Origin of the sequence: Nocardioides sp. zg-1230 (genome assembly GCF_013155335.1) — a bacterium.
Classification (GTDB): domain Bacteria; phylum Actinomycetota; class Actinomycetes; order Propionibacteriales; family Nocardioidaceae; genus Nocardioides.
Genome location: NZ_JABJQZ010000006.1, coordinates 1 through 22,349 on the forward strand (window position 1 = coordinate 1; position 22,349 = coordinate 22,349).

Genomic DNA, 22,349 nt, shown 5'->3' on the forward strand with positions numbered 1-22,349 from the left:
CTGGCCCATATTTGCGGTTGGGGCGCCCCACCCTCGTTGTTGATGCCCCGACTCGACGTGCTGAGAGCGTCAGGACTAGCCAGCTCGACGTGCTGTGAGCGTCAGGACCAGTCCACTCGTCAGTGGAACCGCTTGCCGGTCGCCTTCTCCGAGATGCCCTTCACGTCGAGCATGAAGGTGAGCCCGCCGTTCCAGAACGAGAACCCGGCGCCCGTGATCATCGCCAGGTCGATGTCCTGCGGAGCGGCGACGACACCCTCGTCGAGCATCAGGCGCGCCTCCTCGGCCAGGCCGGCGAGCGTGCGCTCGCGCACCTCGTCGGCCGTCAGGACGACCGGGTGCTCGGGCTTCTCGAGCAGCTCCTCGACCTCGGGGTCGAGGCGGCCGTCGGGGCCGTAGTAGGCGCCCTTCCTCGCCGCGACGATCCGCTCGAGGGCGGGGGAGACGTAGAAGCGGTCGGGGAACGCACCCTTCAACGTCTCGTTGTTGTGCAGCGCGATGGCCGGCCCGACCAGCGAGAGCAGCACGAACGGCGGCATGGGCGCGATGCCGGCGAAGGCGCTGTCGGCGACGCCGACGGAGGTGCCCTCGTCGACGATGCGGCCGACCTCGCTCATGAAGCGACCGAGCAGTCGGTTGACGATGAACGACGGGCTGTCCTTGACCAGGATCGTGGTCTTCTTCAGCGCCTTGCCGGTGGCGAACGCCGTGGCCAGGGTGGCGTCGTCGGTGGCGTCACCCTTGACGATCTCCAGCAGCGGCATGACCGCGACGGGGTTGAAGAAGTGGAAGCCCACGACGCGCTCGGGGTGCTCGAGGTCGGCGGCCATCTCGGTGATCGACAGCGACGAGGTGTTCGTCGCCAGCACGCACTCGCTGCTGACGACCTTCTCGACGTCGGCGAAGACGGTCTTCTTGACCGACATCTCCTCGAAGACGGCCTCGATCACGAAGTCGGCGTCGCCGAAGGCGACCTGCTTGTCGGTCGCCCCGGACACGAGCGCCTTGTGGCGATTCGCCTTGTCCTGGTTGATCCGGCCCTTGGCCAGCAGCTTGTCGATCTCGGCGTGCACGTAGGCCACGCCCTTGTCGGCCCGCTCCTGGTCGAGGTCGGTCAGCACGACCGGCACCTCGAGGCGCCGAACGAAGAGCAGCGCGAGCTGGCTGGCCATCAGGCCGGCACCCACGATGCCCACCTTGGTCACCGGCCGGGCGAGCGACTTGTCCGGTGCGCCGGCGGGGCGCTTCGCCCGCTTCTGCACCAGGTCGAAGGAGTAGAGCGACGCGAGCAGCTCGGCGGTCTGCGACATCGCCTCGAGGGCGTCGTCCTCCGCGGCGAAGCCCGTGTCACGGTCGGTGTCACGCGCTGCGGCGATGAGCTCGACCGCCTTGGCCGCGGCGGGGGAGCCGCCACCGGTCTTGGCCGCGACGATCGCGGTGGCCCGCTCGATCGCAGCGTCCCAGGCCTCACCGCGGTCGACCTCGGGCCGGTCGACGACCGTCTCGCCGCGCAGCACGGACGCCGCCCAGAGCAGCGACTGCTCCAGGAAGTCCGCACCGTTGAAGACCGCGTCGGCCAGCCCGAAGTCGTACGCCGCCTGCCCACCCAGGGTCTTGCCCTGGTTGAGCGGGTTCTCGACGATCAGGGTGACCGTCTTGTCGGCGCCGACGAGGTTGGGCACGAGCCACGCGCCGCCCCAGCCGGGCACGAGCCCGAGCATGACCTCGGGCAGGCCCAACGCCGGCGCGGAGTCCATCACGGTGCGGTAGGTGCAGTGCAGCGCCACCTCGAGGCCACCGCCGAGGGCGAGGCCGTTGATGAGGCCGAACGACGGCTTGCCGCCGTCCTGCAGCTTGCGGAACACGGCGTGCCCGAGCTCGGCCACGGTGCGTACGGCGTCGGGGCCGCCGCCCTGGATGGCGTTGAGGTCGGCGCCGGCGGCCAGGATGAACGGCTTGCCGGTCACGGCGATCGCGTCGATCGCGTCGTCGGCCAGCGCCGCGTCGATCGCGGTGTTGAGCGCGAGGAGCGACGCGGGACCGAACGTGTTCGGCTTGGTGTGGTCCTCGCCGTTGTCGAGGGTGATCAGGCCGATGGTCGCGCCGGGCAGGGCGACCGTGCGCAGATGGGCCTGCGTCACGCGCTCGGCGTCGGAGACGATCGCCTGTGCGCGCTCGAAGATGCTGGAGTCGTTCACTTCGTCTCTCCGTTCGCGTCGCTGGAGCCGGTCCAGTGCGGGTTCTCCCAGATGACGGTGCCGCCCATCCCGATGCCGATGCACATGGTGGTGAGGCCGTAGCGGACCTTGGGGCGCTCCTCGAACTGGCGCGCCAGCTGGTTCATCAGGCGTACGCCGGACGACGCGAGGGGGTGCCCCATCGCGATCGCGCCGCCGTAGGGGTTCACCCGCGCGTCGTCGTCGGCGATGCCGTAGTGCTCGAGGAAGGCGAGCACCTGGACGGCGAACGCCTCGTTGACCTCGAACGCGTCGATGTCGTCGATGGTGAGGCCGGCCAGCCGGAGGGCCTTCTCCGTCGCCGGGATCGGGCCGGCGCCCATCACCTCGGGCTCGACGCCGACGAAGGCGTAGGTGACCAGGCGCATCTTGACGGGCAGGCCGAGCTCGCGCGCGGTCTCCTCGTCGGCCAGCAGGGCGGCGGTGGCGCCGTCGTTGATGCCGGCCGCGTTGCCGGCGGTGACGTTGCCGTGCGAGCGGAACGGCGTCTTCAGCCCGGCCAGCGACTCCATCGTGGTCTCGGGACGCATCGGCTCGTCGGTCGTGGCGAGGCCCCAGCCGGCGTCGGCGGAGCGGGTGGCGACGGGGACGAGGTCGGGCTGGATCTTGCCCGCGTCGTAGGCCGCCTTGGTCTTCTGCTGGCTGCGCACGGCGTACTCGTCGACCCGCTGCTTGGTGATGCTGGGGTAGCGGTCGTGGAGGTTCTCCGCGGTCTTGCCCATGACCAGCGCGTCGGGGTTCACGATCCGCTCCGACAGGATGCGCGGGTTGGGGTCGACGCCCTCGCCCATCGGGTGGCGGCCCATGTGCTCGACGCCGCCGGCGATGGCCACGTCGTAGGCCCCGAAGGCGATGCCCGACGCGGTGTTCGTGACGGCCGTCATCGCGCCGGCGCACATGCGGTCGATGGAGTAGCCCGGGACGCTCTGCGGCAGGCCAGCGAGCAGCGCGGCGGTGCGGCCGATGGTGAGGCCCTGGTCGCCGATCTGGGTGGTGGCGGCGATCGCCACCTCGTCGACCCGCTCGGGCGGCAGGGACGGGTTGCGGCGGAGCAGCTCGCGGATGCTCTTGATGACGAGGTCGTCGGCCCGCGTCTCGGCGTACTGGCCCTTGGCCTTGCCGAACGGGGTGCGCACGCCGTCGACGAAGACGACCTCACGCTGTGGTCGGGACACTTGGCTTCTCCCAGGCTCTGAGGGGGACGGGGTGCGCTCACGTTACCCCCGGGTAACAATGCCTGCCCACCAGGCCGGGTGTGTGTCGGGTCACGGACGTCGACTCACTAGGCTCTCCCCATGGCCGACCGACTCGTGCACATCGTCGACGACGCCGAGGTGCTCGCCGACGCCGGTGACCTCACCCTCGTCGTCGTCCTCACCGGATTCCTCGACGCGGGCAAGTCTGCAGAGCTGGCCGCGCGACACCTGGCCGACCTGTCGGACGGCAAGGTGGTGGCCACCTTCGACGTCGACGCCCTGCACGACTACCGGGCCCGTCGCCCACCCGTCACCTTCATCCGCGATCACTACACCGACTACGAGGCGCCCCGGCTGGTCGTCCGCGCGCTGCGCGACACCGGCGGCACGCCGTTCCTGCTGCTGGCCGGGCCCGAGCCCGACATCCGGTGGGAGGCCTTCGCCCGCGCCGTCCGCGAGGTCGTCGAGCGCTTCGACGTGAGCCGGGTCGTCAGCATGGGCGCCGTGCCGATGGCGGTGCCGCACACCCGGCCGATCGCGATCACCCCGCACGCCAACCGACCCGACCTGGTCCCCGGGGAGAGCCCGTGGCAGGGCGAGCTGCGGGTGCCGGCAAGCGCCCAGGCGCTGCTGGAGATCCGGCTGGGGGAGTGGGGCATCGACGCGTTGGGCTTCGTCGCCCACATCCCGCACTACCTCGCCCAGATGGAGTATCCCCAGGCCGCACTCGTGCTCCTCGAGCACCTCGAGATCGGCGGTCACCTCACCATCGACCTCGGCGAACTCCGCGAGGCTGCCGAGATCACCGAGACCGAGGTCGACCGCTACCTCTCCACCCACGACGAGGTCGGTGAGGTCGTCCGGGGGCTCGAGCAACAGTACGACTCCTTCCGCGAGGCCGAGGCCAGCGGGTCGTCGCTGCTCTCCGACGACGAGCCGCTGCCCACGGGCGAGGAGATCGGCAGCGCCTTCGAGGCCTTCCTGGCCGACCTCGACGACCAGGGCCGGGACCAGTCGAAGGACAACGGCGACGACGCCGGCGGCTGGGACGGCCGCTGATGGCGGGCAGCGCCGACGAGCTGGCGACCCTCCTCGACCTCGAGCGCCTCGAGGTCGACCTCTACCGCGGGGCGCAGGCACGCACCGAGCGGCAGCGGGTCTTCGGCGGGCAGGTGGCCGCCCAGGCGGTCGTGGCCGCGACCCGCAGCGTGGACAGCCAGTTCGTCCTGCACTCGCTGCACTCCTACTTCCTGCGGCCGGGTGACACGACCGTGCCGATCGTGTACGACGTCGAGCGCATCCGCGACGGCCGCTCGTTCGTCACCCGACGGGTGTCGGCCCGCCAGCACGGCCGCCCGATCTACTACATGACGGCGAACTTCCAGATCCCGGAGCCGGGACTGGAGCACCAGGACCGGATGCCGGAGGTGCCCAGCCCCGAGCAGGGGATGCCGCTGGTGGAGCTGGCCCGCTCGCGCGGCCCCGAAGCCGCTGAGCACTGGGAGCGGGAGTGGGCGGCGCTCGACATCCGCCACGTGGGCGTCACGGGACAGGGCCTGCCCGAGGACCCCGACCACCCGGCGCGGGCCCGGCTGTGGATCAGGGTGGACGGCGACCTCGCCGCCGACCCGACGGTCCAGCAGGCGGCGTTCACCTACGCCAGCGACCTCACGCTGCTCGGCGCCGCGCTCGTGCCGCACGGCATCCACATCGCCTCGCCGCGCCTGCAGCCGGCCTCGCTCGACCACACGATCTGGTTCCACCGGCCCTTCCGCGCCGACGAGTGGTGGCTCTACGACCAGTTCTCGCCGTTCGCCGGCGGCGCGCGCGGCCTGGCGCTGGCCCGGGTCTTCTCGCAGTCGGGCGAGCTCGTCGCGACGGTCGCCCAGGAGGGCCTGATCCGGGTCCGCGACGACCGCTCCTAGCCGAGACCCGGGCGGTCTCAGGCCGGCGTGGCGCGTCCGAGCAGGTGCGGGGAGCCGTCCTTCGGGTTCGTCATCGCGAAGGCCCAGCCACCGTCGTCCTGATGCGCGGAGTAGCGCACGGTGCCCGGCAGGAAGACCGGCTTCTTGAACGCCACCTCCACGGTGACCGCCTCGGGAAGACGGTTCTCGATCGCGGCGACCGAGCGCGCCAGCGTCCACATGCCGTGGGCGATCTGGCGCCGGAAGCCCAGCGCCCTGGCAGTCACCGGGGTGAGGTGGATCGGGTTCGCGTCACCGGACACCCGGGCGTACGAGCGCCCGAGGTCACCGGGCAGCCGCCACTCGACGCCACCGGCCGGCGGGTCCGGCACCTCCAGCCCTCGGGCAGGGTCACCCTCGACGGACCGGCCGCGGCGCAGGTAGGTCGAGGTCGACTCCCACGCGGTCTCGCCCTCGGCGGCCACGGTGGTGGTGAAGTCGAGCAGGACGCCCCGGACGTGCGGGCGCGGCGCGGCGACCGAGGTGGTGACGTCCAGCGCCTCGCCGATGCCGATCGCGCGGCGAGCGGTGATGACGTTCTCGACGTGGACCATCCCGATGGCCGGGTAGGGGAAGGCCGCGTCGCCCATGATCGCCATGTGGAGTGGGAACGCCAGCAGGTGCGGAAAGCTCACCGGTACGACGTCGCGGCGCGGGAAGCCGCACACGGCGGCGTACGCGTCCACGCGGGAGCGCTCGACGACCACGGCCTCGCGGGCGTAGGAGAGGCCGGTGAAGTCACGCTCGGGTCCCTTGCGGATCCCGGGGAGGCGGTTGACGACCGGGACGGCCGGCAGCGCGGCGCGGGCGAGGGTGGCGAGCCCGCCCGGCTCGCCGGTGAGCATCCGCGGTTGCTCGAGGGCCATCAGGCGCCCAGCATCATCTGGCCGCACACGCGCACGACGTTGCCGTTCACGGCGCCGGAGCCGGCGCTCGCGAACCAGGCGATCGTCTCCGCCACGTCGACGGGCAGGCCGCCCTGGGCCATCGCGTTGAGGCGCTGGCCGACCTCGCGGGTCGCGAACGGCACGGCGGCGGTCATCTGCGTGATGATGAAGCCCGGCGCGACGGCGTTGACCGTGATGCCGTCGGCGAGCTCGTCACGCAGGCTCTCGACGAGGCCGATCACGCCTGCCTTGGACGTCGCGTAGTTGGTCTGGCCGACGTTGCCGGCGATGCCCGCGATCGAGGCGACACCCACGATGCGCCCGCCGGGGTTGATGACACCCTGGTCGAGCAGCTCGCGGGAGATCAGCTCGGGTGCGGTGAGGTTGACGGCGATGACACTGCTCCACCGGTCCTCGGCCATGTTGGCGAGCTTCTTGTCGCGGGTGATGCCCGCGTTGTGGACCACGACGTCGACGCCGCCGTGGTGCTCGCGCAGGTGGTGGGCGATGCGCTGCGGTGCGTCCTTCGCGGTGATGTCGAGCACGAGGTGGTCGCCGTCGAGCTCGCCCATCAGGGTCTGGAGCTCGCTGGCGGCCTGCGGCACGTCCACCCCGACGACGGTCGCGCCGTCACGGTGCAGCACGCGCGCGATCTCCTCGCCGATGCCGCGGCTGGCGCCGGTCACCAGCGCGACCTTGCCGGCCAGGGGACGGCTCCAGTCGGTGATCTCGTCGGTGGTCACGGCGCCGTGCGCACCGATGCGGACCACCTGGCCTGACACGTAGGCCGACTTGGGGGAGAGGAGGAAGGCGAGCGTGGAGGCGATCGCCCCGTCGGCGGCAGGGGCGACGTACACGAGCTGCGCGGTGCCGCCGCGGCCGATCTCCTTGCCGAGGGAGCGGGTGAAGCCCTCGAGCGCGCGCTGCGCCACGCGCTCGGATCCGGTGCGCTGCTCCGGCGGCGTACCGATCACGACCACTCGCGGGCAGGTCTCGAGGCGGCGCATGAGCGGGGTGAAGAACTCCTGCAGGGCGACGAGCCCGGCGGTGTCGGTGATGCCGGTGGCGTCGAACACCAGCGCCTTGGCGCGTACGCCGTCCGCCAGCGCGGTGGCCGAGGCGATCCCCAGCCCGTCGAGCGTCGTGGGCAGCGCCTCGGTGAGCCGGCCCTCGCCGCCCAGCACGACAAGCCCGTCGACCAGCGGTGACCCGTCGGTCCACCGCTCCAGCGGCGTGGGGTTGGGCAGGCCGAGGTTGTTGACGAGCAGCTTGCCGATCGGGGTGGACACGAAGCCCTGGTAGCGGTCGCTCATGGTGGCGGTGTTCCCTCTTCGCTGGTGGGACGGGACGGTGGTGTCGATGTGTAACGCCTGCTGTAACTCGGAGTCCACTTTTCGTGACGTGGCCCTCACGCCGTTGGCGGTGGGCGCCTCACCGGCAAGGATAGGAACATGCAGCCCACCACCCGTCCGGTCGCCGTCGTCGGCGGCAACCGCATCCCGTTCGCCCGGTCCAACACCGTCTACGCCGGCGTCTCCAACCAGGAGATGCTGACCGCCGCGATCGACGGCCTCGTCGACCGGTTCGAGCTGCGCGGTGAGCGGCTCGGCGAGGTCGTGGCCGGTGCGGTGCTCAAGCACTCGCGCGACTTCAACCTCACCCGCGAGTGCGTGCTGGGCTCCCGGCTGGCGCCCGAGACCCCGGCCACCGACATCCAGCAGGCCTGCGGCACCGGGCTGCAGGCGGCGATCCAGGTGGCGAACAAGATCGCCCTCGGCGTCATCGACGCGGGCGTGGCCGGCGGCACCGATACGACCTCGGACGCCCCCGTCGCGATCAGCGACAAGCTGCGCAGGAAGCTGATGAGGGTCAACTCCGCCAAGGACACCGCCAGCCGGCTGAAGGCCCTCGGCTCCATCCGTCCCGGAGACATCGGCCTCGACATCCCCCAGAACGGCGAGCCCCGCACGAAGCTCTCGATGGGCGAGCACGCCGCGCTCACCGCACTCGAGTGGCGGATCACCCGGGAGGCGCAGGACGAGCTCGCGGCCCGCTCCCACCACAACCTGGCCCGCTCCTACGAGGAGGGCTTCCACGACGACCTCGTCACGGCCTTCCGTGGCGTCGAGCGGGACAACAACCTCCGCCCGGACTCGACGGTCGAAAAGCTCGCCACCCTCAAGCCGGTCTTCGGCAAGGGCACGGCCGCCACGATGACCGCCGGCAACAGCACCCCACTCTCCGACGGTGCCTCCGCGGTGCTCCTCGCCAGCGACGAGTGGGCCGAGCAGCGGGGACTGCCGGTCCTGGCGCACCTCGTCGACGCGGAGACCGCCGCGGTCGACTACGTCAACGGCCACGAGGGCCTGCTGATGGCGCCGGCGTACGCCGTCCCCCGGATGCTGGAGCGCAACGGCCTCACGCTGCAGGACTTCGACTACTACGAGATCCACGAGGCCTTTGCCTCCCAGGTGCTGTCCACGCTGGCCGCGTGGGAGGACCCGGTGTTCTGCAAGGAGCGCCTCGGCCTCGACGCGCCCCTCGGTGCGATCGACCGCGAGAAGCTGAACGTCAACGGCTCCTCGCTCGCGGCCGCGCACCCGTTCGCCGCCACCGGCGGCCGCATCCTCCCCGTCGCCGCCAAGCTGCTCGCCGAGCGGGCTGAGTCGACGGGCAAGGGGGGCCGGGCGCTCATCTCGATCTGCGCCGCCGGCGGCCAGGGCGTCGTCGCGATCCTGGAGCGCTGACGGGGCGGTTCCTCGCGCGCGACCCGGGACGGGTGCCCGCTCGGTGGTCGTAGCGCGAGGAACCGCCCGCTCGGTCAGGTACGGGTGAGTCGGAACCACTCGCCGCTGCGGGCGTCCGACGCCCGGTCCGGTGCGGTCGTGTCGGTCGAGCCGACCCCCGAGATGGCGGTCACGGTCCAGCCGCGATAGGCCCGCTCGATGTCGTGGCGGACGACCTGCTTCGGGCGCACGGGCCAGGCCCGAGGGCCTCCCGTGCGCATGAGGATTGTGGCGTCGGACACGGCGAGCTCGGTGACGCCACCCGCCATGAGGGTGCGACCGGCGTCGTCGAGGCTCTGGAAGCAGCCGATGTCGAGGAAGAGGTCGAACCGGCTGCCGACACCCGAGTGGACCAGGTGGCGCACGTCGCCGATGACGAAACGTGCGTCCTCCAGGCCGTTGCGACGCACGGCGACGTCGACGGCCTGGCGCACGTTGTCGACCCCCATGGCGTCCCAGCCGCGATCGAGCAGGAGCTTGGTGTTGAAGCCGCGGCCGCAGCCGAGGTCGATGGCGCGACGCACCCGGTCGGGCCGCAGCGCTTCCTCGCGCTCGAGGAGGTGCTCGAGGGTGGGCCGGTCCTGTCGGCTCGCCTTCTCCCACGGGGTGATCCCGGTGCGGTATGCGGTGGCGTAGCCGATGCTCATATGGAGTTCCTGACCTGCGTGAGCGGAAGGTACCGCTTCTCTCGAGCGTACTCCTGTCCCATCCCGGGGCCCGCCCGACTGCTAGGGTCACGAGCGATCGACATCCTTTAACGAGCCGTCCCGTGAGGCGGAGAAGGAGGTCCGGCGAGCAGATGCCTGCCACCACCAGCAGTGACACCAACCCGGGGACCGGCCCCGAGCACAACAGCGAGCGGCCGGACCGCACCGTCCTCGACGCCCGTGACATCTCCCGGGCGCTGACCCGGATCTCGCACGAGCTGCTCGAGCGCAACAAGGGCGCCACCGACCTGGTGCTGCTCGGCCTGCACACCCGCGGCGTACCGCTCGCGAAGCGGATCGCCGAGAAGATCGCGACCGTGGAAGGCGCCCCGGTCGCGGTCGGCGAGCTCGACGTCACGATGTACCGCGACGACCTGCGCTCGCAGCCGACCCGACGCGCCCACAAGACGGCGCTGCCCCCCGGCGGGATCGACGAGAAGGTCGTGGTCCTCGTCGACGACGTGCTGTTCTCCGGGCGCACCATCCGGGCCGCCCTCGACGCGCTCGCCGACCTCGGCCGCCCGGCCGCGGTGCGGCTGGCCGTCCTCGTCGACCGCGGGCACCGCGAGCTGCCCATCCGCGCCGACCACGTCGGGAAGAACCTCCCCAGCGCCCTCGCCGAACGCGTCAGCGTGCGGCTGGCCGAGGTCGACGGCAGCGACGAGGTGACCATCTCGTGAAGCACCTGCTCTCCATCGACGACCTCTCGACCGACGAGATCCACCAGCTCTTCGAGACCGCGGCCGACATGCACGACGTGCAGAGCCGCGAGGTCAAGAAGCTGCCCGCGCTGCGCGGCCGGACAGTCGTCAACATGTTCTTCGAGGACTCCACCCGCACCCGGTCGTCGTTCGAGATCGCCGGCAAGTGGCTCTCCGCCGACGTGATCAACGTCAGCGCCAAGGGCTCCAGCGCGTCCAAGGGCGAGAGCCTGCGCGACACGGTGCTGACCGTCTGCGCGATGGGGGTCGACGGCCTCGTCATCCGTCACCCCGCCAGTGGCGCCGCCGTGCAGGTCAGTCAGTGGGTCGATGCCGCGGTCGTCAACGCCGGCGACGGGATGCACGAGCACCCCACGCAGGCGCTGCTCGACGCCTACACCCTCCAGCGCCACCTCGGCTCGCTCGAGGGCCGCCACGTGGCGATCATCGGCGACCTGACCCACAGCCGGGTCTTCCGCTCCAACGTCCAGTGCCTGACCCGGCTCGGCGCCCGCGTCACCGTCGTCGCGCCGCCGACGCTGATGCCCAGCGGCATCGGTGCGTGGTCGGCCGCGGCCGGGTTCGAGACGTCGTACGACATCGACGCCGTCCTGCCGGACGCCGACGCCGTGATGATGCTGCGGGTGCAGCGGGAGCGGATGTCGGGCGCGTTCTTCCCGAGCCCGCGGGAGTACACCGTCGGCTACGGCCTGACGCGCAACCGGCTCGCGCTGCTCAAGCCGGACGTTCCCATCTGCCACCCGGGGCCGATGAACCGCGGCCTCGAGATCGCCGCCGACGCCGCCGACGCGGCCCAGTCGGTCGTGCTGGAGCAGGTCTCCAGCGGCCTGGCGATCCGGATGGCCGTGCTCTACCACCTGCTGGCCGGGGACACCCGGGGAGGGATTGCCTGATGTCGCTGGTGATCAAGGGAGCCTCGCTGCTCGGCGAGCAGACCCGGGACCTGTACGTCGACGACGCGGGCGTGCTCGTCGACGAGGCGCCGTCCGGCGCGGAGACGATCGACGCCGACGGCCTCGTCGCCCTGCCCGGGCTCGTCGACCTGCACACCCACCTGCGTGAGCCGGGACGCGAGGACGCCGAGACCATCCTCACCGGCTCCCAGGCCGCCGCGCTCGGCGGCTACACCGCCGTGCTCGCGATGGCCAACACCTCGCCCGTGACCGACACCGCCGAGGCCGCGACCCGCGTGTGGGAGCTCGGCCGCGAGGCGGGCCTGGTGCACGTGCAGCCGGTCGGTGCGGTGACCCGCGGGCTCGCCGGAGAGGAGCTCGCCGAGCTCGGGCTGATGCACCGCTCGCGCGCCGCCGTGAAGGTCTTCTCCGACGACGGGAAGTGCGTCCACGACGCCCGGGTGATGCGCCGGGCGCTGGAGTACGTCAAGGCCTTCGGCGGCGTCGTCTCCCAGCACTCGCAGGACCCGTCCCTGGCCGGCCCCGCCGCCTGCTGCCACGAGGGCGAGCTGTCCGGCCGGCTCGGGCTGCCCGGCTGGCCCGGGATCGCCGAGGAGGTCATCGTGGCCCGCGACGTGATGCTCGCCCGGCACACCGGGTCGCGGGTGCACGTCGCCCACGTGTCCACCGCCGGCTCCGTCGAGGTGCTGCGGTGGGCCAAGGCCCAGGCGGAGCGCGACGGCACGTGGGAGGTCACCGCGGAGGTCACTCCCCACCACCTGCTGCTGACCACCGACCTGCTCACCGGCTACGACCCGACCTACAAGGTCAACCCGCCGCTGCGCCCGCAGGAGGACGTCGACGCACTGCGCGAGGCCCTCACCGACGGCACCATCGACGCCGTCGCCACCGACCACGCCCCGCACGCGCGCCACGACAAGGAGCATGCGTTCGTCGACGCGGCCTTCGGGATGCTCGGCATCGAGACGGCGCTGGGCGTGGTCCGCACCGCGCTGCCCGAGCTGTCGTGGACCGATGTGGCCCAGGTGATGTCGGTGACGCCGGCGCGGATCGCCGGGCTGGCCGAGCAGGGACAGCCGCTGGAGCCCGGGTCGCCGGCCCACGTCGTGCTCGTCGATCCCGAGGCCGCCGTCACGGTCGACCGTGACGCCTCGGCCTCGCTCTCGCGCAACAACCCCTGGCACGGCCGCAGCCTCACCTCACGGGTGGTGCACACGGTCCACGCCGGCCGGGTGACCGTGCGCGACGGCGCGCTGGCTTGAGCCGGCGTACCTCCACCCTCGACGGTGAGTCGCCCAGAGACTCAACCTGCATCCCGGGCGTGTCGCGCGTGGACGAGCGGTCCGAGGGCTCAGCGGCGGCGCGGGCGAAGGTCGAGGACGTTGTCCTGCCCGCGGTCGCGCAGCGTCGTACGACCGCGGGCGACGGTGACGGCGTTGCGGTCGCCGGTGAGCGCGACCTTGTCGGCGCGGCGCAGCCCGAGGTCGTTGTCCGAGCCGGTGATCCGCGTGCGGTACGCCTTGCGGGCCGTCACGGCGTCGGCGCCACGCAGCCGGAGGGCGTTGACGACGTCGGCGGTGAGCGACGAGGAGGTGCTGGCCAGCTTGGCCGACTCGACGAGACCTGAGACGGTGACCCTCGTGCCGGCCCCGGTGACGAGCAGGGACCGCGCGGACGGGGTGGTGAGGCTGTTGCCGGCGCCCGTCACCTCGACGTCGTAGAGAGGCTTGGCGGTGACCGTGTTGCCCGTGCCCTCCAGGACGAGGCGGGTGGCGGCCGGCATCGTGACGGTCGCGTCGTCGGCGGTCACTCGTACGACGCCGCACGCGCCGCGCAGGTCGTAGGCCACGTCGTCCCACGCGAGCACCGTCTCTGCGCCGGTCTCGCACTGGACGGGCAGCGCGAGCCCGACGGCCTGCGCGGGAGCGGCGATCACACCTGCCGCCAGCGCGGCAGCGAGGGCGGTGGGCAGGACGCGGTGGCGAGAAGTCACATACCGACAGTACGCAGGGCAGCGGGCGCGTGGGTGGTGGGCTCGGTCACACGTCGGCCGCGCTCCCGGTCGCCGGGTCGCGGTCGGTGAGGCAGTAGACCTGGCCACCGGGGGCGGTCAGGACGGTCCAGTGGTCGAAGACCTCCTCGAGGCGTGCGCCGAGGCGCACGTGCTCCTCGGTGTCGGCGGCACGGTCGGCCGTGGCGAGGTCCGGGTGCGCGCGCACCGGGCCGTCGGGCTCGTCGAGGCGCTGCAGCAGGATGCGCAGCCGGCCGTACTCGACCAGCCGGGCGAACTGGGGGAGCGTGCCGACCTGGACCCCGCGGCCCGTCAGCCCGGACCAGAAGGCGACCTCCGACTCCCAGCGCGCTGCCGGGATGTCGAGGCAGACCTGGTCGAGCACGGTCGAGCCGTCGCGGACCAGGCTCGGCTCGCCGTCGACGAGGGTGTGGCAGAAGACCAGGCCGCCGGGGGATCGCATGACCTCCACGTCGTGGTAGCGCCACGCGACCGTGGCGCCGAGCTCACGGCTCCGCTCGGCCAGGGCGGGCCGGTCGGCCGAGTCGAGGTCGAGGTGCACGCCCGCGGGCCCGTCGACGGCCTGCACCTTGACGTACGCCGCTCCTCCCGGCGGCAGCAGCGTGAGGAACTGCCCGTCCTCGCCGCGCCGCTCGGACGGCGTCCAGCCGGTGACGGCGGACCAGAACGCGACCGCCTCGTCGTACGCGCCTGCCGGGGTGTCGAGGAAGAGCTGGATCCAGTCGGGTCGGGCGGTCATCGAACGATGATCACACGCCGTAGGGTCGAGCGATGGACGCCCGTCATCCCGCCGACTTCCCGCCTGCCGTTCCGCAGCTGCTGCACACCGTGCTCGACGCCACGGACGTGCGCCGGGAGGCGGAGTTCTGGCGGATGCTCCTCGGGCTGACCTACCGGCCCGGCGACGAGGCGCCCGACGAGGGCGCGGACGGCGACGACGACGACAGGGACTGGCTCGTCCTCACCCACCCCGACGGCCGTCGCTGCCTGGCCGTGCAGGAGGTGGCGGAGCTGCCGGAGAGCCGGTGGCCGGAGCCGGGCCACCCGTCGGTCTCGCACCTCGACACCACCGTCCCGTCGCGGTCCGCGCTCGACGCGGTGCACGACCTCGTGCTCGAGATCGGCGGCGAGCTACGGCTCGACCGCACGGACGACCCGGACGAGCCGCTGCGCGCCTACGCCAGCCCCGAGGGCCACATCTTCTGCGTGTTCGTCGCCTGAGCACCGCGATCGCTCAGGCGAGCCCGAGCCCGCGGGCCTCCTCCCAGAGGTCGTCGCAGACGCTCGGATGGGCGGCGTGCTCGATCAGGTTGCGCGCCTGCTCGCGCTCGCTGCGCCCCCACATCCAGGCGATCCCCTGCTCGGTGACGACCGCTCCGTGCTGGAACGACGTCACCGGCTCGTCGACCAGTGGCACGATCGTGGAAACGTCGGCGCGGGGGTGCCAGCTGCGTAGGGCGAGGAACGCCCGGCCACCGGGTGAGTGGCTGGCGCCGACGGTGAAGTCGGTCTGCCCGCCGAAGCCGCTGTAGATACGGGTGCCGATCCGGGACGCGTTGGCCTGGTCGAACAGGTCGACCTGCAGCGCGGTGTTGATCGACGTCATCGCCGGCTGCTGGGCGATCGAGGCGGGGGAGTTGGTCGTCTCGGTGCGCAGCATCTGCACCCGGGGGTTGTCGTCGACCCAGTCGTAGAGCGCCTGGCTGCCGAACACGAACGACGTACGCAGCGGGGTGCCGCGGTCGAGCGCGCCGGCCTCCTCGAGGACCAGGACGCCGTCGCTGAACATCTCCGTCCACACCTTCAGCCCGCGGCGCTCCAGCACACCGGCGATCGTGGCGTCCGGCACCTCGCCGATGCCGGCCTGCAGGGTCGCCCCGTCGCCGATCTCGGCGGCCACGCGGGAGCCGATCAACCGGGCGTCGTCGCTCGGCGGCCGGGCGACGTGGGTGGTCAGCGGCGCGTCCACCTCGACCCCGAGGTCGATGGCGTCGAGCGGGAGCACCGCGTCGCCGAAGGTCCAGGGCATCCGCGGGTTGAGCTGCGCGACCACGAGAGCACCGCGCTGGCGGGCCGCCTCGATCGCAGCCGGCAGCACGTTGACCTCGAGGCCGAGCGAGACCTGTCCGTCGCGCGGCGTCGTGGTGTGCACCACCACGACGTCGGGGGCGAGGGGCCCGTGGAAGAGCCGGGGCACCATCGACAGCCGGCAGGGCACGTAGACCAACCGGGGGTGACGCCGGAACCCCGGACCCACGAACGTCGTCTCCGGGACCACGCCGTCGTGCAGCGGCAGGTCGGGCTGCGCGTTGAGGGCGTGCAGCCGTGCCGCGGGCAGGTCGCCCAGCAGCGACGCCAGGAGGGTGACCGGCGAGGCGAAGTTGCCGCTCGTCACCACCCTCGGCAGTGCGAAGGGGGCGCAGTGCTCGCGCACCTCACGGGCGGCCTGGTCGATCTCGACGACGCGCATGGGACCAGCGTGGCAGCCGACGCCGGTAAATCGGTGGGCCGTCCGGCCCGGACCGCCTAGGCTGTTGGTCATCATGTGGATCCAGGGCTGACCCGACTCGCGTCCGCGGCGGCGCACACCTGCGCCCGAGGCCCGGCGAGTCCTCCCTCTGATCCGTCGAGGACGTCCGCATGCCTGCTTTCCCCTCCTCCCCGTCCCGCACCACCGTCGCTCCGTCGGTCCTGGCTCCACTCGTGGTCAGCGGGCTGTCGGTCACCTACCCGGAGCGCACCGTCCTGAGCGGCGTCGACCTGCTCGCCCAGCCGGGTCGCCGCATCGGCCTCGTCGGCGAGAACGGCGTCGGCAAGTCGACGCTCCTGCGGGCCGTCGCCGGGCGGCTGCCGACCCGGGCCCGGTCCTCGGGCACCGTCACCGCGCCCGACGACCTCGTGCTGCTCGGACAGGAGGCGCCGTTCCGCGACTCCGCGACGGTCGCCGAGGTGCTCGCCCTCACCTTGGCGCCACTGCGCCGGGCCGTGGTCGACGTCGAGCGGCTCGCCGCCGGGGTCGGTACCCCCGACGGCGCCGCGGCCTACGAGCGCGCGCTCGAGACGGCCGTCGCGCACGACGCCTGGGACGCCGACCGCCGCGCCGAGGTGGCCGCGGCGCGGCTCGGCCTCGCCGGCCTCGGGCCCGACCGCGTCGTCGGCACCCTGTCCGGCGGGCAGCGCACCCGCCTCGCCCTGGCCACGATCATGACGACCCGTCCCACCTGCCTGCTGCTCGACGAGCCCACCAACCACCTGGACGACGACGCGATCGAGGTGCTGACCGGCTTCCTGCGCGACCTGCCCGGCGTCGTCGTCCTGGCCAGCCACGACCGGGTGCTGCTCGACGACGTGTGCACCGACCTGGTCGACCTCGACGCCGGCGAGCTGGGCACCGACGGCAACGGCGGACGCCGCTTCGGCGGCGGTTGGTCGGACTACGAGGCGGCGCGTGCCGATGCCCGCCGGCGCTGGGAGGAGACGTACGCCGCCCAGCAGGAGGAGATCGGCCGGCTTCGGGAGGCGACCCGGATCGGCACCGATGCCATCGCGCACGACAGGGGACCGACCGACGGGGACAAGTACATCTACTCCTTCAAGGGCGGCCGGGTGGCGCAGACCCTGGCCCGTCGCAAGAAGGACGCCCAGCGGCGGCTCGATGTCGCCGAGCGCGAGCAGGTGCGCAAGCCGCCGGCGCCGCTGCGGTTCCGCGGGGACCTCACCGCGCCCGCCTCCGGGTGTCTGGTGCAGGCTCGCGACCTCGAGGTCGCCGGGCGGATGCGGGTCGACCGGGTCGACCTGGCCGCCGGTGAGCACCTGCTGCTGACGGGGCCGAACGGGTCGGGGAAGTCCACCCTGCTCGGCGTCCTGGCCGGTCGGCTGGCACCCACGGGCGGCACGGTGCAGGTCTCGGCCCGCACGGTGCGCGAGCTGACCCAGGACCCGGAGGTCACCGACCGCCACCGCTCCGCCCTGGCGACGTACGACGACGCGGTGCGGCACCTGCCCGGCGCACCGGCCCTGCGGGAGCTCGGCCTCCTCCACCCGCGCGACCACCGCACGCCGGTCGGCAGCCTGTCAGTGGGCCAGCGGCGACGGCTCGGCCTGGCGGTCGCGATCGCGGCGGCGCCCGACCTCCTGCTCCTCGACGAGCCGACCAACCACGTCTCGCTCGCGCTCGCGGGCGAGCTGGAGGAGGCGCTCGCGACGGCACCGGGAGGGGTCGTCCTCGCCTCGCACGACCGTTGGTTGCGCCGCCGCTGGACCGGACCGGAGCTCGCCCTCGTGCCGTGGTGACACGAGCACCGGGGAAGCCGCAGCGCCGGTGGACACGATGCCGTCGCACGACTGCTGCGCTGGTAGGGTCGGCGACGGCTCGAACATCCTTTAACGATCCGTCCCGTGAGGCGGAGAAGGAGGTACGGCATGGCTCTGCCTGCCCCTGCCCAGTCCCGACCGGCACTGCTGGTCCTCGAGGACGGGCGCACCTTTCGCGGTGAGTCGTTCGGAGCCGAGGGCGAGACCTTCGGCGAAGCGGTCTTCTCCACCGGCATGTCCGGCTACCAGGAGACGCTGACCGACCCCAGCTACCACCGCCAGGTCGTCGTGATGACGGCCCCCCATGTCGGCAACACCGGCATGAACGACGAGGACACGGAGTCCTCGCGGATCTGGGTCGCCGGCTACGTCGTGCGCGACCCCGCCCGGGTGCCGAGCAACTGGCGCAGCGTGCGCAGCCTCGACGACGACCTGCGCGACCAGGGCGTCGTCGGCATCAGCGGTGTCGACACCCGCGCGCTGACCCGCCACCTGCGCGAGCGCGGCGCCATGCGCGTCGGCATCTCCACGACCGAGACCGACCCGCAGCGGTTGCTCGATCGGGTGCTCGAGTCGGGCCAGATGGCCGGTGCCAACCTCAGCGAGGCCGTGAGCACCGCCGAGCCCTACGTCGTCCCCGCGGTCGGCGCCAAGCGCTTCACCGTCGCCGCGATCGACCTCGGCATCAAGTCCAACACCCCGCGGATGATGAGCGAGCGCGGCATCGAGGTGCACGTGCTGCCCGCGACGTCGTCCATCGAGGACGTGCAGGCCGTCGCCCCCGACGGGCTGTTCTTCTCCAACGGCCCGGGAGACCCCGCGGCCACGACCGGCCAGGTGCGCCTGCTGCAGGACGCCCTGCGCGCCGGGATCCCCTACTTCGGCATCTGCTTCGGCAACCAGCTCTTCGGCCGCGCGCTCGGCTTCGGCACCTACAAGCTGAAGTACGGCCACCGTGGCATCAACCAGCCCGTGATGGACCGCACCACCGGCAAGGTCGAGGTCACCGCGCACAACCACGGCTTCGCGGTCGACGCCCCGCTGGAGGGGTCGACGACCACCGAGTTCGGCGAGGCGACCGTCAGCCACGTGTGCCTCAACGACGACGTCGTCGAGGGCCTCGAGCTGCGCGACCCCGAGGATGCAGGCGGGCGTCTCAAGAGCTTTTCCGTGCAGTACCACCCGGAGGCCGCCGCCGGCCCCCACGACGCGGCGTACCTCTTCGACCGCTTCACCGCGCTGATGGAAGGGAAGGCCTGAGATGCCGAAGCGCACCGACATCGAGAGCGTCCTGGTCATCGGCTCGGGGCCGATCATCATCGGCCAGGCCTGCGAGTTCGACTACTCCGGCACCCAGGCGTGCCGGGTGCTGCGCCAGGAGGGCCTGCGGGTCGTGCTGGTCAACTCCAACCCGGCCACGATCATGACCGACCCCGAGTTCGCCGACGCGACCTACGTCGAGCCGATCACGCCCGACTACGTCGAGAAGGTCATCGCCAAGGAGCGCCCCGACGCGTTGCTCGCGACCCTCGGCGGCCAGACCGCGCTCAACTGCGCGATGGCCCTCGACAAGGCCGGCGTGCTGGAGAAGTACGGCGTCGAGCTGATCGGCGCGTCCATCGAGGCGATCGAGCGCGGCGAGAACCGCCAGCAGTTCAAGAAGATCGTCGAGCAGCTCGGCGGCGAGTCGGCCCGCAGCGTCATCTGTCACTCGATGGACGACCTGCTCGCCGCCGCCGACGACCTCGGCTACCCGATGGTCGTCCGCCCGTCCTTCACGATGGGCGGCACCGGGTCCGGGATGGCGTACGACGAGGCCGACCTGCGCCGCATCGGCGGCGCCGGCCTGGCCGCCAGCCCGACCACCGAGGTGCTCCTCGAGGAGTCGATCCTCGGCTGGAAGGAGTACGAGCTCGAGGTCATGCGCGACAGCGCCGACAACAGCGTCATCGTCTGTTCCATCGAGAACCTGGACCCGATGGGCGTCCACACCGGGGACTCGATCACGGTCGCCCCGGCGCTGACGCTCACCGACCGCGAGTACCAGAAGATGCGCGACCTCGCGATCGCCATCATCCGCGCCGTCGGCGTCGACACCGGCGGCTGCAACATCCAGTACGCCGTCAACCCGGCCGACGGTCGCCTGATCGTCATCGAGATGAACCCGCGTGTCTCGCGCTCGTCGGCGCTGGCGTCGAAGGCCACCGGCTTCCCGATCGCCAAGATCGCCGCCAAGGTCGCGATCGGCTACACGCTCGACGAGATCCAGAACGACATCACCGAGGAGACCCCGGCGTCCTTCGAGCCCACGCTCGACTACGTCGTGGTCAAGGTGCCGCGGTTCGCGTTCGAGAAGTTCCCCGAGGCCGACCCGACGCTCACCACCCACATGAAGTCGGTGGGCGAGGCGATGGCCATCGGCCGCAACTTCACCGAGGCACTGCAGAAGGCGCTGCGCTCGCTGGAGAGCAAGCACGCGCCGTTCGACTGGCACAAGGAGTACGTCGAGCTCGACAAGGCGTCGCTGCTCGAGGAGATCCGGGTCCCGCACGACGGCCGGCTCAAGAAGGTCATGGACGCCATCCGCGCCGGCGCGACGCCGGAGGAGATCTTCGAGGCGACCGCCATCGACCCGTGGTTCGTCGACCAGCTCGCACTCATCAACGAGGTCGCGGTGCAGCTCATCGAGGCCACCGAGCTGACGCCCGACCTGCTGCGGCTGGCCAAGCGCCACGGCTTCTCCGACGAGCAGGTCGGCAAGATCCGCGGCCTGTCCGCCGACGTCGTCCGCGGGGTGCGACACGCGCTGGGCATCCGGCCGGTCTTCAAGACCGTCGACACGTGTGCGGCCGAGTTCGCCGCGCGCACGCCGTACCACTACTCCTCCTACGACGAGGAGACCGAGGTGCAGCCCCGCGCCGAGGGCAAGGAGGCCGTGATCATCCTCGGCTCCGGGCCGAACCGCATCGGCCAGGGCATCGAGTTCGACTACAGCTGCGTCCACGCCTCGCTCGCGCTGGCCGAGGCCGGCTACGAGACGATCATGGTCAACTGCAACCCGGAGACGGTGAGCACCGACTACGACACCTCCGACCGGCTCTACTTCGAGCCGCTGACCCTGGAGGACGTCCTCGAGATCGTCCACGCCGAGCAGCAGGCCGGCCCGGTCGCCGGCGTCGTGTGCCAGCTCGGTGGGCAGACCCCCCTCGGTCTCGCGCAGGGCCTCGCCGACGCGGGGGTGCCCATCGTCGGCACCACCCCCGAGGCGATCCACCTCGCCGAGGAGCGCGGCGCCTTCGGGCGCGTCCTCGCCGACGCCGGCCTCCCGGCGCCCAAGCACGGCACCGCGACGTCGTACCCGCAGGCGCAGCGGATCGCCCACGAGATCGGCTACCCGGTCCTCGTGCGTCCGTCCTACGTGCTCGGCGGGCGCGGCATGGAGATCGTCTACGACGACGCCGCCCTCGAGCACTACCTCGAGCGCTACGTCGCCAACGGGCTGATCAACGAGCGCCAGCCGGTGCTGGTCGACCGGTTCCTCGACGACGCGGTGGAGATCGACGTCGACGCGCTGTTCGACGGTGAGGAGCTCTTCCTCGGCGGCGTGATGGAGCACATCGAGGAGGCCGGCATCCACTCCGGCGACTCCTCCTGCGCGCTCCCGCCGATCACGCTGGGCCGCGAGGAGATCGACCGGATCCGCCGCTCCACCGAGGCGATCGCCCGCGGGCTCGGGGTGCGCGGGCTGCTCAACATCCAGTTCGCGCTCGCCTCCGACGTGCTCTACGTCCTCGAGGCCAACCCGCGCGCGTCGCGGACCGTGCCGTTCGTGTCCAAGGCGACCGCGACGCCGCTGGCGAAGGCCGCGGCCCGGGTGATGCTCGGCGAGTCGATCGCCGGCCTGCGCGCCGCCGGGGTGCTGCCGGCCGAGGGCGACGGCGGGCACCTGCCCGACGGGTCGCCGATCGCGGTCAAGGAGGCGGTCATGCCCTTCGACCGCTTCAAGACCTCCGACGGTCGCACCGTCGACGCGCTGCTCGGTCCCGAGATGCGCTCGACCGGCGAGGTGATGGGGTTCGACGCCTTCTTCGGCACCGCCTTCGCCAAGGCGCAGTCGGCGGCCTACGGCTCACTGCCGCTGTCGGGCAAGGTCTTCGTGTCGGTCGCCAACCGCGACAAGCGGCACATGATCTTCCCGGTCAAGCAGATCGCCGACATGGGCTTCGAGATCCTCGCGACCGCGGGCACCGCCGAGGTGCTGCGCCGCAACGGCGTCGAGGCCACGGTGGTGCGCAAGCAGTCCGAGGGCGAGGGCCCGGGCGGCGAGCGGACGATCGTCGGGCTGATCCGCGACCGCGAGGTCGACCTGGTGATCAACACGCCGCACGGGGCCACGAGCGGCGGCTCGCCGCGCGCGGACGGCTACGACATCCGGACGGCGGCCGTACTGACCGACATCCCGTGCATCACCACCATCCAGGGACTCGGCGCCGCGGTGCAGGGGCTCGAGGCGATGCGGCGCGGCGAGATCGGCGTGCGCTCGCTGCAGGACTGGGCGCAGCTCGCCGCGGACTCCCGGACCGTGTGACC

The 22,349-nt window shown here is 72.1% G+C and carries 18 protein-coding genes; 10 read left to right on the plus strand and 8 right to left on the minus strand.

All coding sequences use genetic code 11. The features are described from left to right. Nucleotides 1–119: 119 nt before the first annotated feature. Both HOO61_RS18250 and HOO61_RS18255 read right to left on the minus strand, forming a co-directional pair. Nucleotides 120–2,198, minus strand: coding sequence for a 3-hydroxyacyl-CoA dehydrogenase NAD-binding domain-containing protein (locus tag HOO61_RS18250; RefSeq protein ID WP_172261104.1), 2,079 nt, complete (start codon nt 2,196–2,198; stop codon nt 120–122). Further along, nucleotides 2,195–3,412, minus strand: coding sequence for an acetyl-CoA C-acyltransferase (locus HOO61_RS18255; RefSeq protein ID WP_172261106.1), 1,218 nt, complete (start codon nt 3,410–3,412; stop codon nt 2,195–2,197). The genes HOO61_RS18250 and HOO61_RS18255 overlap by 4 nt, the downstream gene beginning before the upstream one ends. Before the next feature lie 120 nt (nt 3,413–3,532). Here HOO61_RS18255 and HOO61_RS18260 point away from each other — a divergent pair, with 120 nt between their 5' ends. Together HOO61_RS18260 and HOO61_RS18265 are read left to right on the plus strand one after the other, a co-directional pair. After that, nucleotides 3,533–4,492, plus strand: coding sequence for a proteasome assembly chaperone family protein (locus tag HOO61_RS18260; RefSeq protein ID WP_172261108.1), 960 nt, complete (start codon nt 3,533–3,535; stop codon nt 4,490–4,492). Then, on the plus strand, nt 4,492–5,358 hold the full coding sequence (locus tag HOO61_RS18265) for an acyl-CoA thioesterase II (RefSeq protein WP_172261110.1): 867 nt from the start codon (nt 4,492–4,494) through the stop codon (nt 5,356–5,358). The genes HOO61_RS18260 and HOO61_RS18265 overlap by 1 nt, the downstream gene beginning before the upstream one ends. 17 nt (nt 5,359–5,375) lie before the next feature. Here HOO61_RS18265 and HOO61_RS18270 read toward each other — a convergent pair whose 3' ends face one another. Together HOO61_RS18270 and HOO61_RS18275 are read right to left on the minus strand one after the other, a co-directional pair. Continuing rightward, a complete protein-coding gene (locus tag HOO61_RS18270; protein WP_253942608.1) occupies nt 5,376–6,263 on the minus strand; it encodes a MaoC/PaaZ C-terminal domain-containing protein in 888 nt (295 codons plus the stop codon). After that, nucleotides 6,263–7,597 carry a 3-oxoacyl-ACP reductase gene (locus HOO61_RS18275; RefSeq protein WP_172261112.1) on the minus strand — a complete coding sequence of 445 codons (1,335 nt, stop codon included), beginning with the start codon at nt 7,595–7,597 and terminating at the stop codon, nt 6,263–6,265. Before HOO61_RS18275 ends, HOO61_RS18270 begins: the two co-directional genes overlap by 1 nt. 138 nt (nt 7,598–7,735) lie before the next feature. Between HOO61_RS18275 and HOO61_RS18280 the strand changes: the two genes are divergently transcribed. Continuing rightward, on the plus strand, nt 7,736–9,031 hold the full coding sequence (locus HOO61_RS18280) for an acetyl-CoA C-acetyltransferase (protein WP_172261114.1): 1,296 nt from the start codon (nt 7,736–7,738) through the stop codon (nt 9,029–9,031). A gap of 74 nt (nt 9,032–9,105) precedes the next feature. On the opposite strand, the gene HOO61_RS18285 is transcribed toward HOO61_RS18280, so the two are convergent. Next, nucleotides 9,106–9,717, minus strand: coding sequence for a class I SAM-dependent methyltransferase (locus tag HOO61_RS18285; RefSeq protein WP_172261116.1), 612 nt, complete (start codon nt 9,715–9,717; stop codon nt 9,106–9,108). A 152-nt stretch (nt 9,718–9,869) separates the two neighbouring features. On the opposite strand from HOO61_RS18285, the gene pyrR reads away from it, so the two are divergent. From pyrR to HOO61_RS18300, 3 genes are read left to right on the plus strand one after another with little or no spacing between them, the layout of a single operon-like run. Continuing rightward, nucleotides 9,870–10,457, plus strand: a complete 588-nt coding sequence (gene pyrR / locus HOO61_RS18290; RefSeq protein ID WP_172261118.1) for a bifunctional pyr operon transcriptional regulator/uracil phosphoribosyltransferase PyrR — start codon at nt 9,870–9,872, stop codon at nt 10,455–10,457. Then, nucleotides 10,454–11,392 (plus strand): aspartate carbamoyltransferase catalytic subunit, encoded by a 939-nt coding sequence (locus tag HOO61_RS18295; RefSeq protein WP_172261120.1) that lies wholly within the window; start codon nt 10,454–10,456, stop codon nt 11,390–11,392. Before pyrR ends, HOO61_RS18295 begins: the two co-directional genes overlap by 4 nt. After that, nucleotides 11,392–12,675 (plus strand): dihydroorotase, encoded by a 1,284-nt coding sequence (locus tag HOO61_RS18300; RefSeq protein WP_172261122.1) that lies wholly within the window; start codon nt 11,392–11,394, stop codon nt 12,673–12,675. The genes HOO61_RS18295 and HOO61_RS18300 overlap by 1 nt, the downstream gene beginning before the upstream one ends. Before the next feature lie 89 nt (nt 12,676–12,764). Here the strand turns inward: HOO61_RS18300 and HOO61_RS18305 are convergent, their stop codons facing one another. Together HOO61_RS18305 and HOO61_RS18310 are read right to left on the minus strand one after the other, a co-directional pair. Next, on the minus strand, nt 12,765–13,406 hold the full coding sequence (locus HOO61_RS18305; protein WP_172261124.1) for a DUF3060 domain-containing protein: 642 nt from the start codon (nt 13,404–13,406) through the stop codon (nt 12,765–12,767). 46 nt (nt 13,407–13,452) lie between these two features. Next, a complete protein-coding gene (locus HOO61_RS18310; RefSeq protein ID WP_172261126.1) occupies nt 13,453–14,184 on the minus strand; it encodes a VOC family protein in 732 nt (243 codons plus the stop codon). A gap of 32 nt (nt 14,185–14,216) precedes the next feature. Between HOO61_RS18310 and HOO61_RS18315 the strand changes: the two genes are divergently transcribed. Further along, nucleotides 14,217–14,666, plus strand: a complete 450-nt coding sequence (locus HOO61_RS18315; RefSeq protein WP_172261128.1) for a VOC family protein — start codon at nt 14,217–14,219, stop codon at nt 14,664–14,666. A gap of 13 nt (nt 14,667–14,679) precedes the next feature. On the opposite strand, the gene HOO61_RS18320 is transcribed toward HOO61_RS18315, so the two are convergent. Further along, a complete protein-coding gene (locus tag HOO61_RS18320) occupies nt 14,680–15,843 on the minus strand; it encodes an acetyl-CoA hydrolase/transferase family protein (protein ID WP_367650254.1) in 1,164 nt (387 codons plus the stop codon). A gap of 242 nt (nt 15,844–16,085) precedes the next feature. Between HOO61_RS18320 and HOO61_RS18325 the strand changes: the two genes are divergently transcribed. From HOO61_RS18325 to carB, 3 genes are all read left to right on the plus strand, one after another. Beyond that, nucleotides 16,086–17,738, plus strand: coding sequence for an ABC-F family ATP-binding cassette domain-containing protein (locus HOO61_RS18325; protein WP_172261132.1), 1,653 nt, complete (start codon nt 16,086–16,088; stop codon nt 17,736–17,738). A 129-nt stretch (nt 17,739–17,867) separates the two neighbouring features. After that, entirely contained in the window at nt 17,868–19,019 is a 1,152-nt protein-coding gene (gene carA / locus HOO61_RS18330) for a glutamine-hydrolyzing carbamoyl-phosphate synthase small subunit (RefSeq protein ID WP_172261134.1), read from the plus strand. 1 nt (nt 19,020) lies between these two features. Further along, the gene (gene carB / locus HOO61_RS18335) at nt 19,021–22,347 is read left to right on the plus strand and encodes a carbamoyl-phosphate synthase large subunit (RefSeq protein WP_172261137.1); all 3,327 of its coding nucleotides are present in this window, start codon (nt 19,021–19,023) and stop codon (nt 22,345–22,347) included. Nucleotides 22,348–22,349 lie beyond the last annotated feature (2 nt).

Excerpts from the sequence above, each read along its gene's own strand:
- HOO61_RS18260 (WP_172261108.1), top strand. The coding sequence starts at position 3,533 with ATGGCCGACCGACTCGTGCACATCGTCGACGACGCCGAGGTGCTCGCC.
- HOO61_RS18265 (WP_172261110.1), top strand. The coding sequence starts at position 4,492 with ATGGCGGGCAGCGCCGACGAGCTGGCGACCCTCCTCGACCTCGAGCGC.
- HOO61_RS18270 (WP_253942608.1), bottom strand. The coding sequence starts at position 6,263 with ATGGCCCTCGAGCAACCGCGGATGCTCACCGGCGAGCCGGGCGGGCTC.
- HOO61_RS18275 (WP_172261112.1), bottom strand. The coding sequence starts at position 7,597 with ATGAGCGACCGCTACCAGGGCTTCGTGTCCACCCCGATCGGCAAGCTG.
- HOO61_RS18280 (WP_172261114.1), top strand. The coding sequence starts at position 7,736 with ATGCAGCCCACCACCCGTCCGGTCGCCGTCGTCGGCGGCAACCGCATC.
- HOO61_RS18285 (WP_172261116.1), bottom strand. The coding sequence starts at position 9,717 with ATGAGCATCGGCTACGCCACCGCATACCGCACCGGGATCACCCCGTGG.
- pyrR (WP_172261118.1), top strand. The coding sequence starts at position 9,870 with ATGCCTGCCACCACCAGCAGTGACACCAACCCGGGGACCGGCCCCGAG.
- HOO61_RS18300 (WP_172261122.1), top strand. The coding sequence starts at position 11,392 with ATGTCGCTGGTGATCAAGGGAGCCTCGCTGCTCGGCGAGCAGACCCGG.
- HOO61_RS18310 (WP_172261126.1), bottom strand. The coding sequence starts at position 14,184 with ATGACCGCCCGACCCGACTGGATCCAGCTCTTCCTCGACACCCCGGCA.
- HOO61_RS18315 (WP_172261128.1), top strand. The coding sequence starts at position 14,217 with ATGGACGCCCGTCATCCCGCCGACTTCCCGCCTGCCGTTCCGCAGCTG.
- HOO61_RS18325 (WP_172261132.1), top strand. The coding sequence starts at position 16,086 with ATGCCTGCTTTCCCCTCCTCCCCGTCCCGCACCACCGTCGCTCCGTCG.
- carA (WP_172261134.1), top strand. The coding sequence starts at position 17,868 with ATGGCTCTGCCTGCCCCTGCCCAGTCCCGACCGGCACTGCTGGTCCTC.
- carB (WP_172261137.1), top strand. The coding sequence starts at position 19,021 with ATGCCGAAGCGCACCGACATCGAGAGCGTCCTGGTCATCGGCTCGGGG.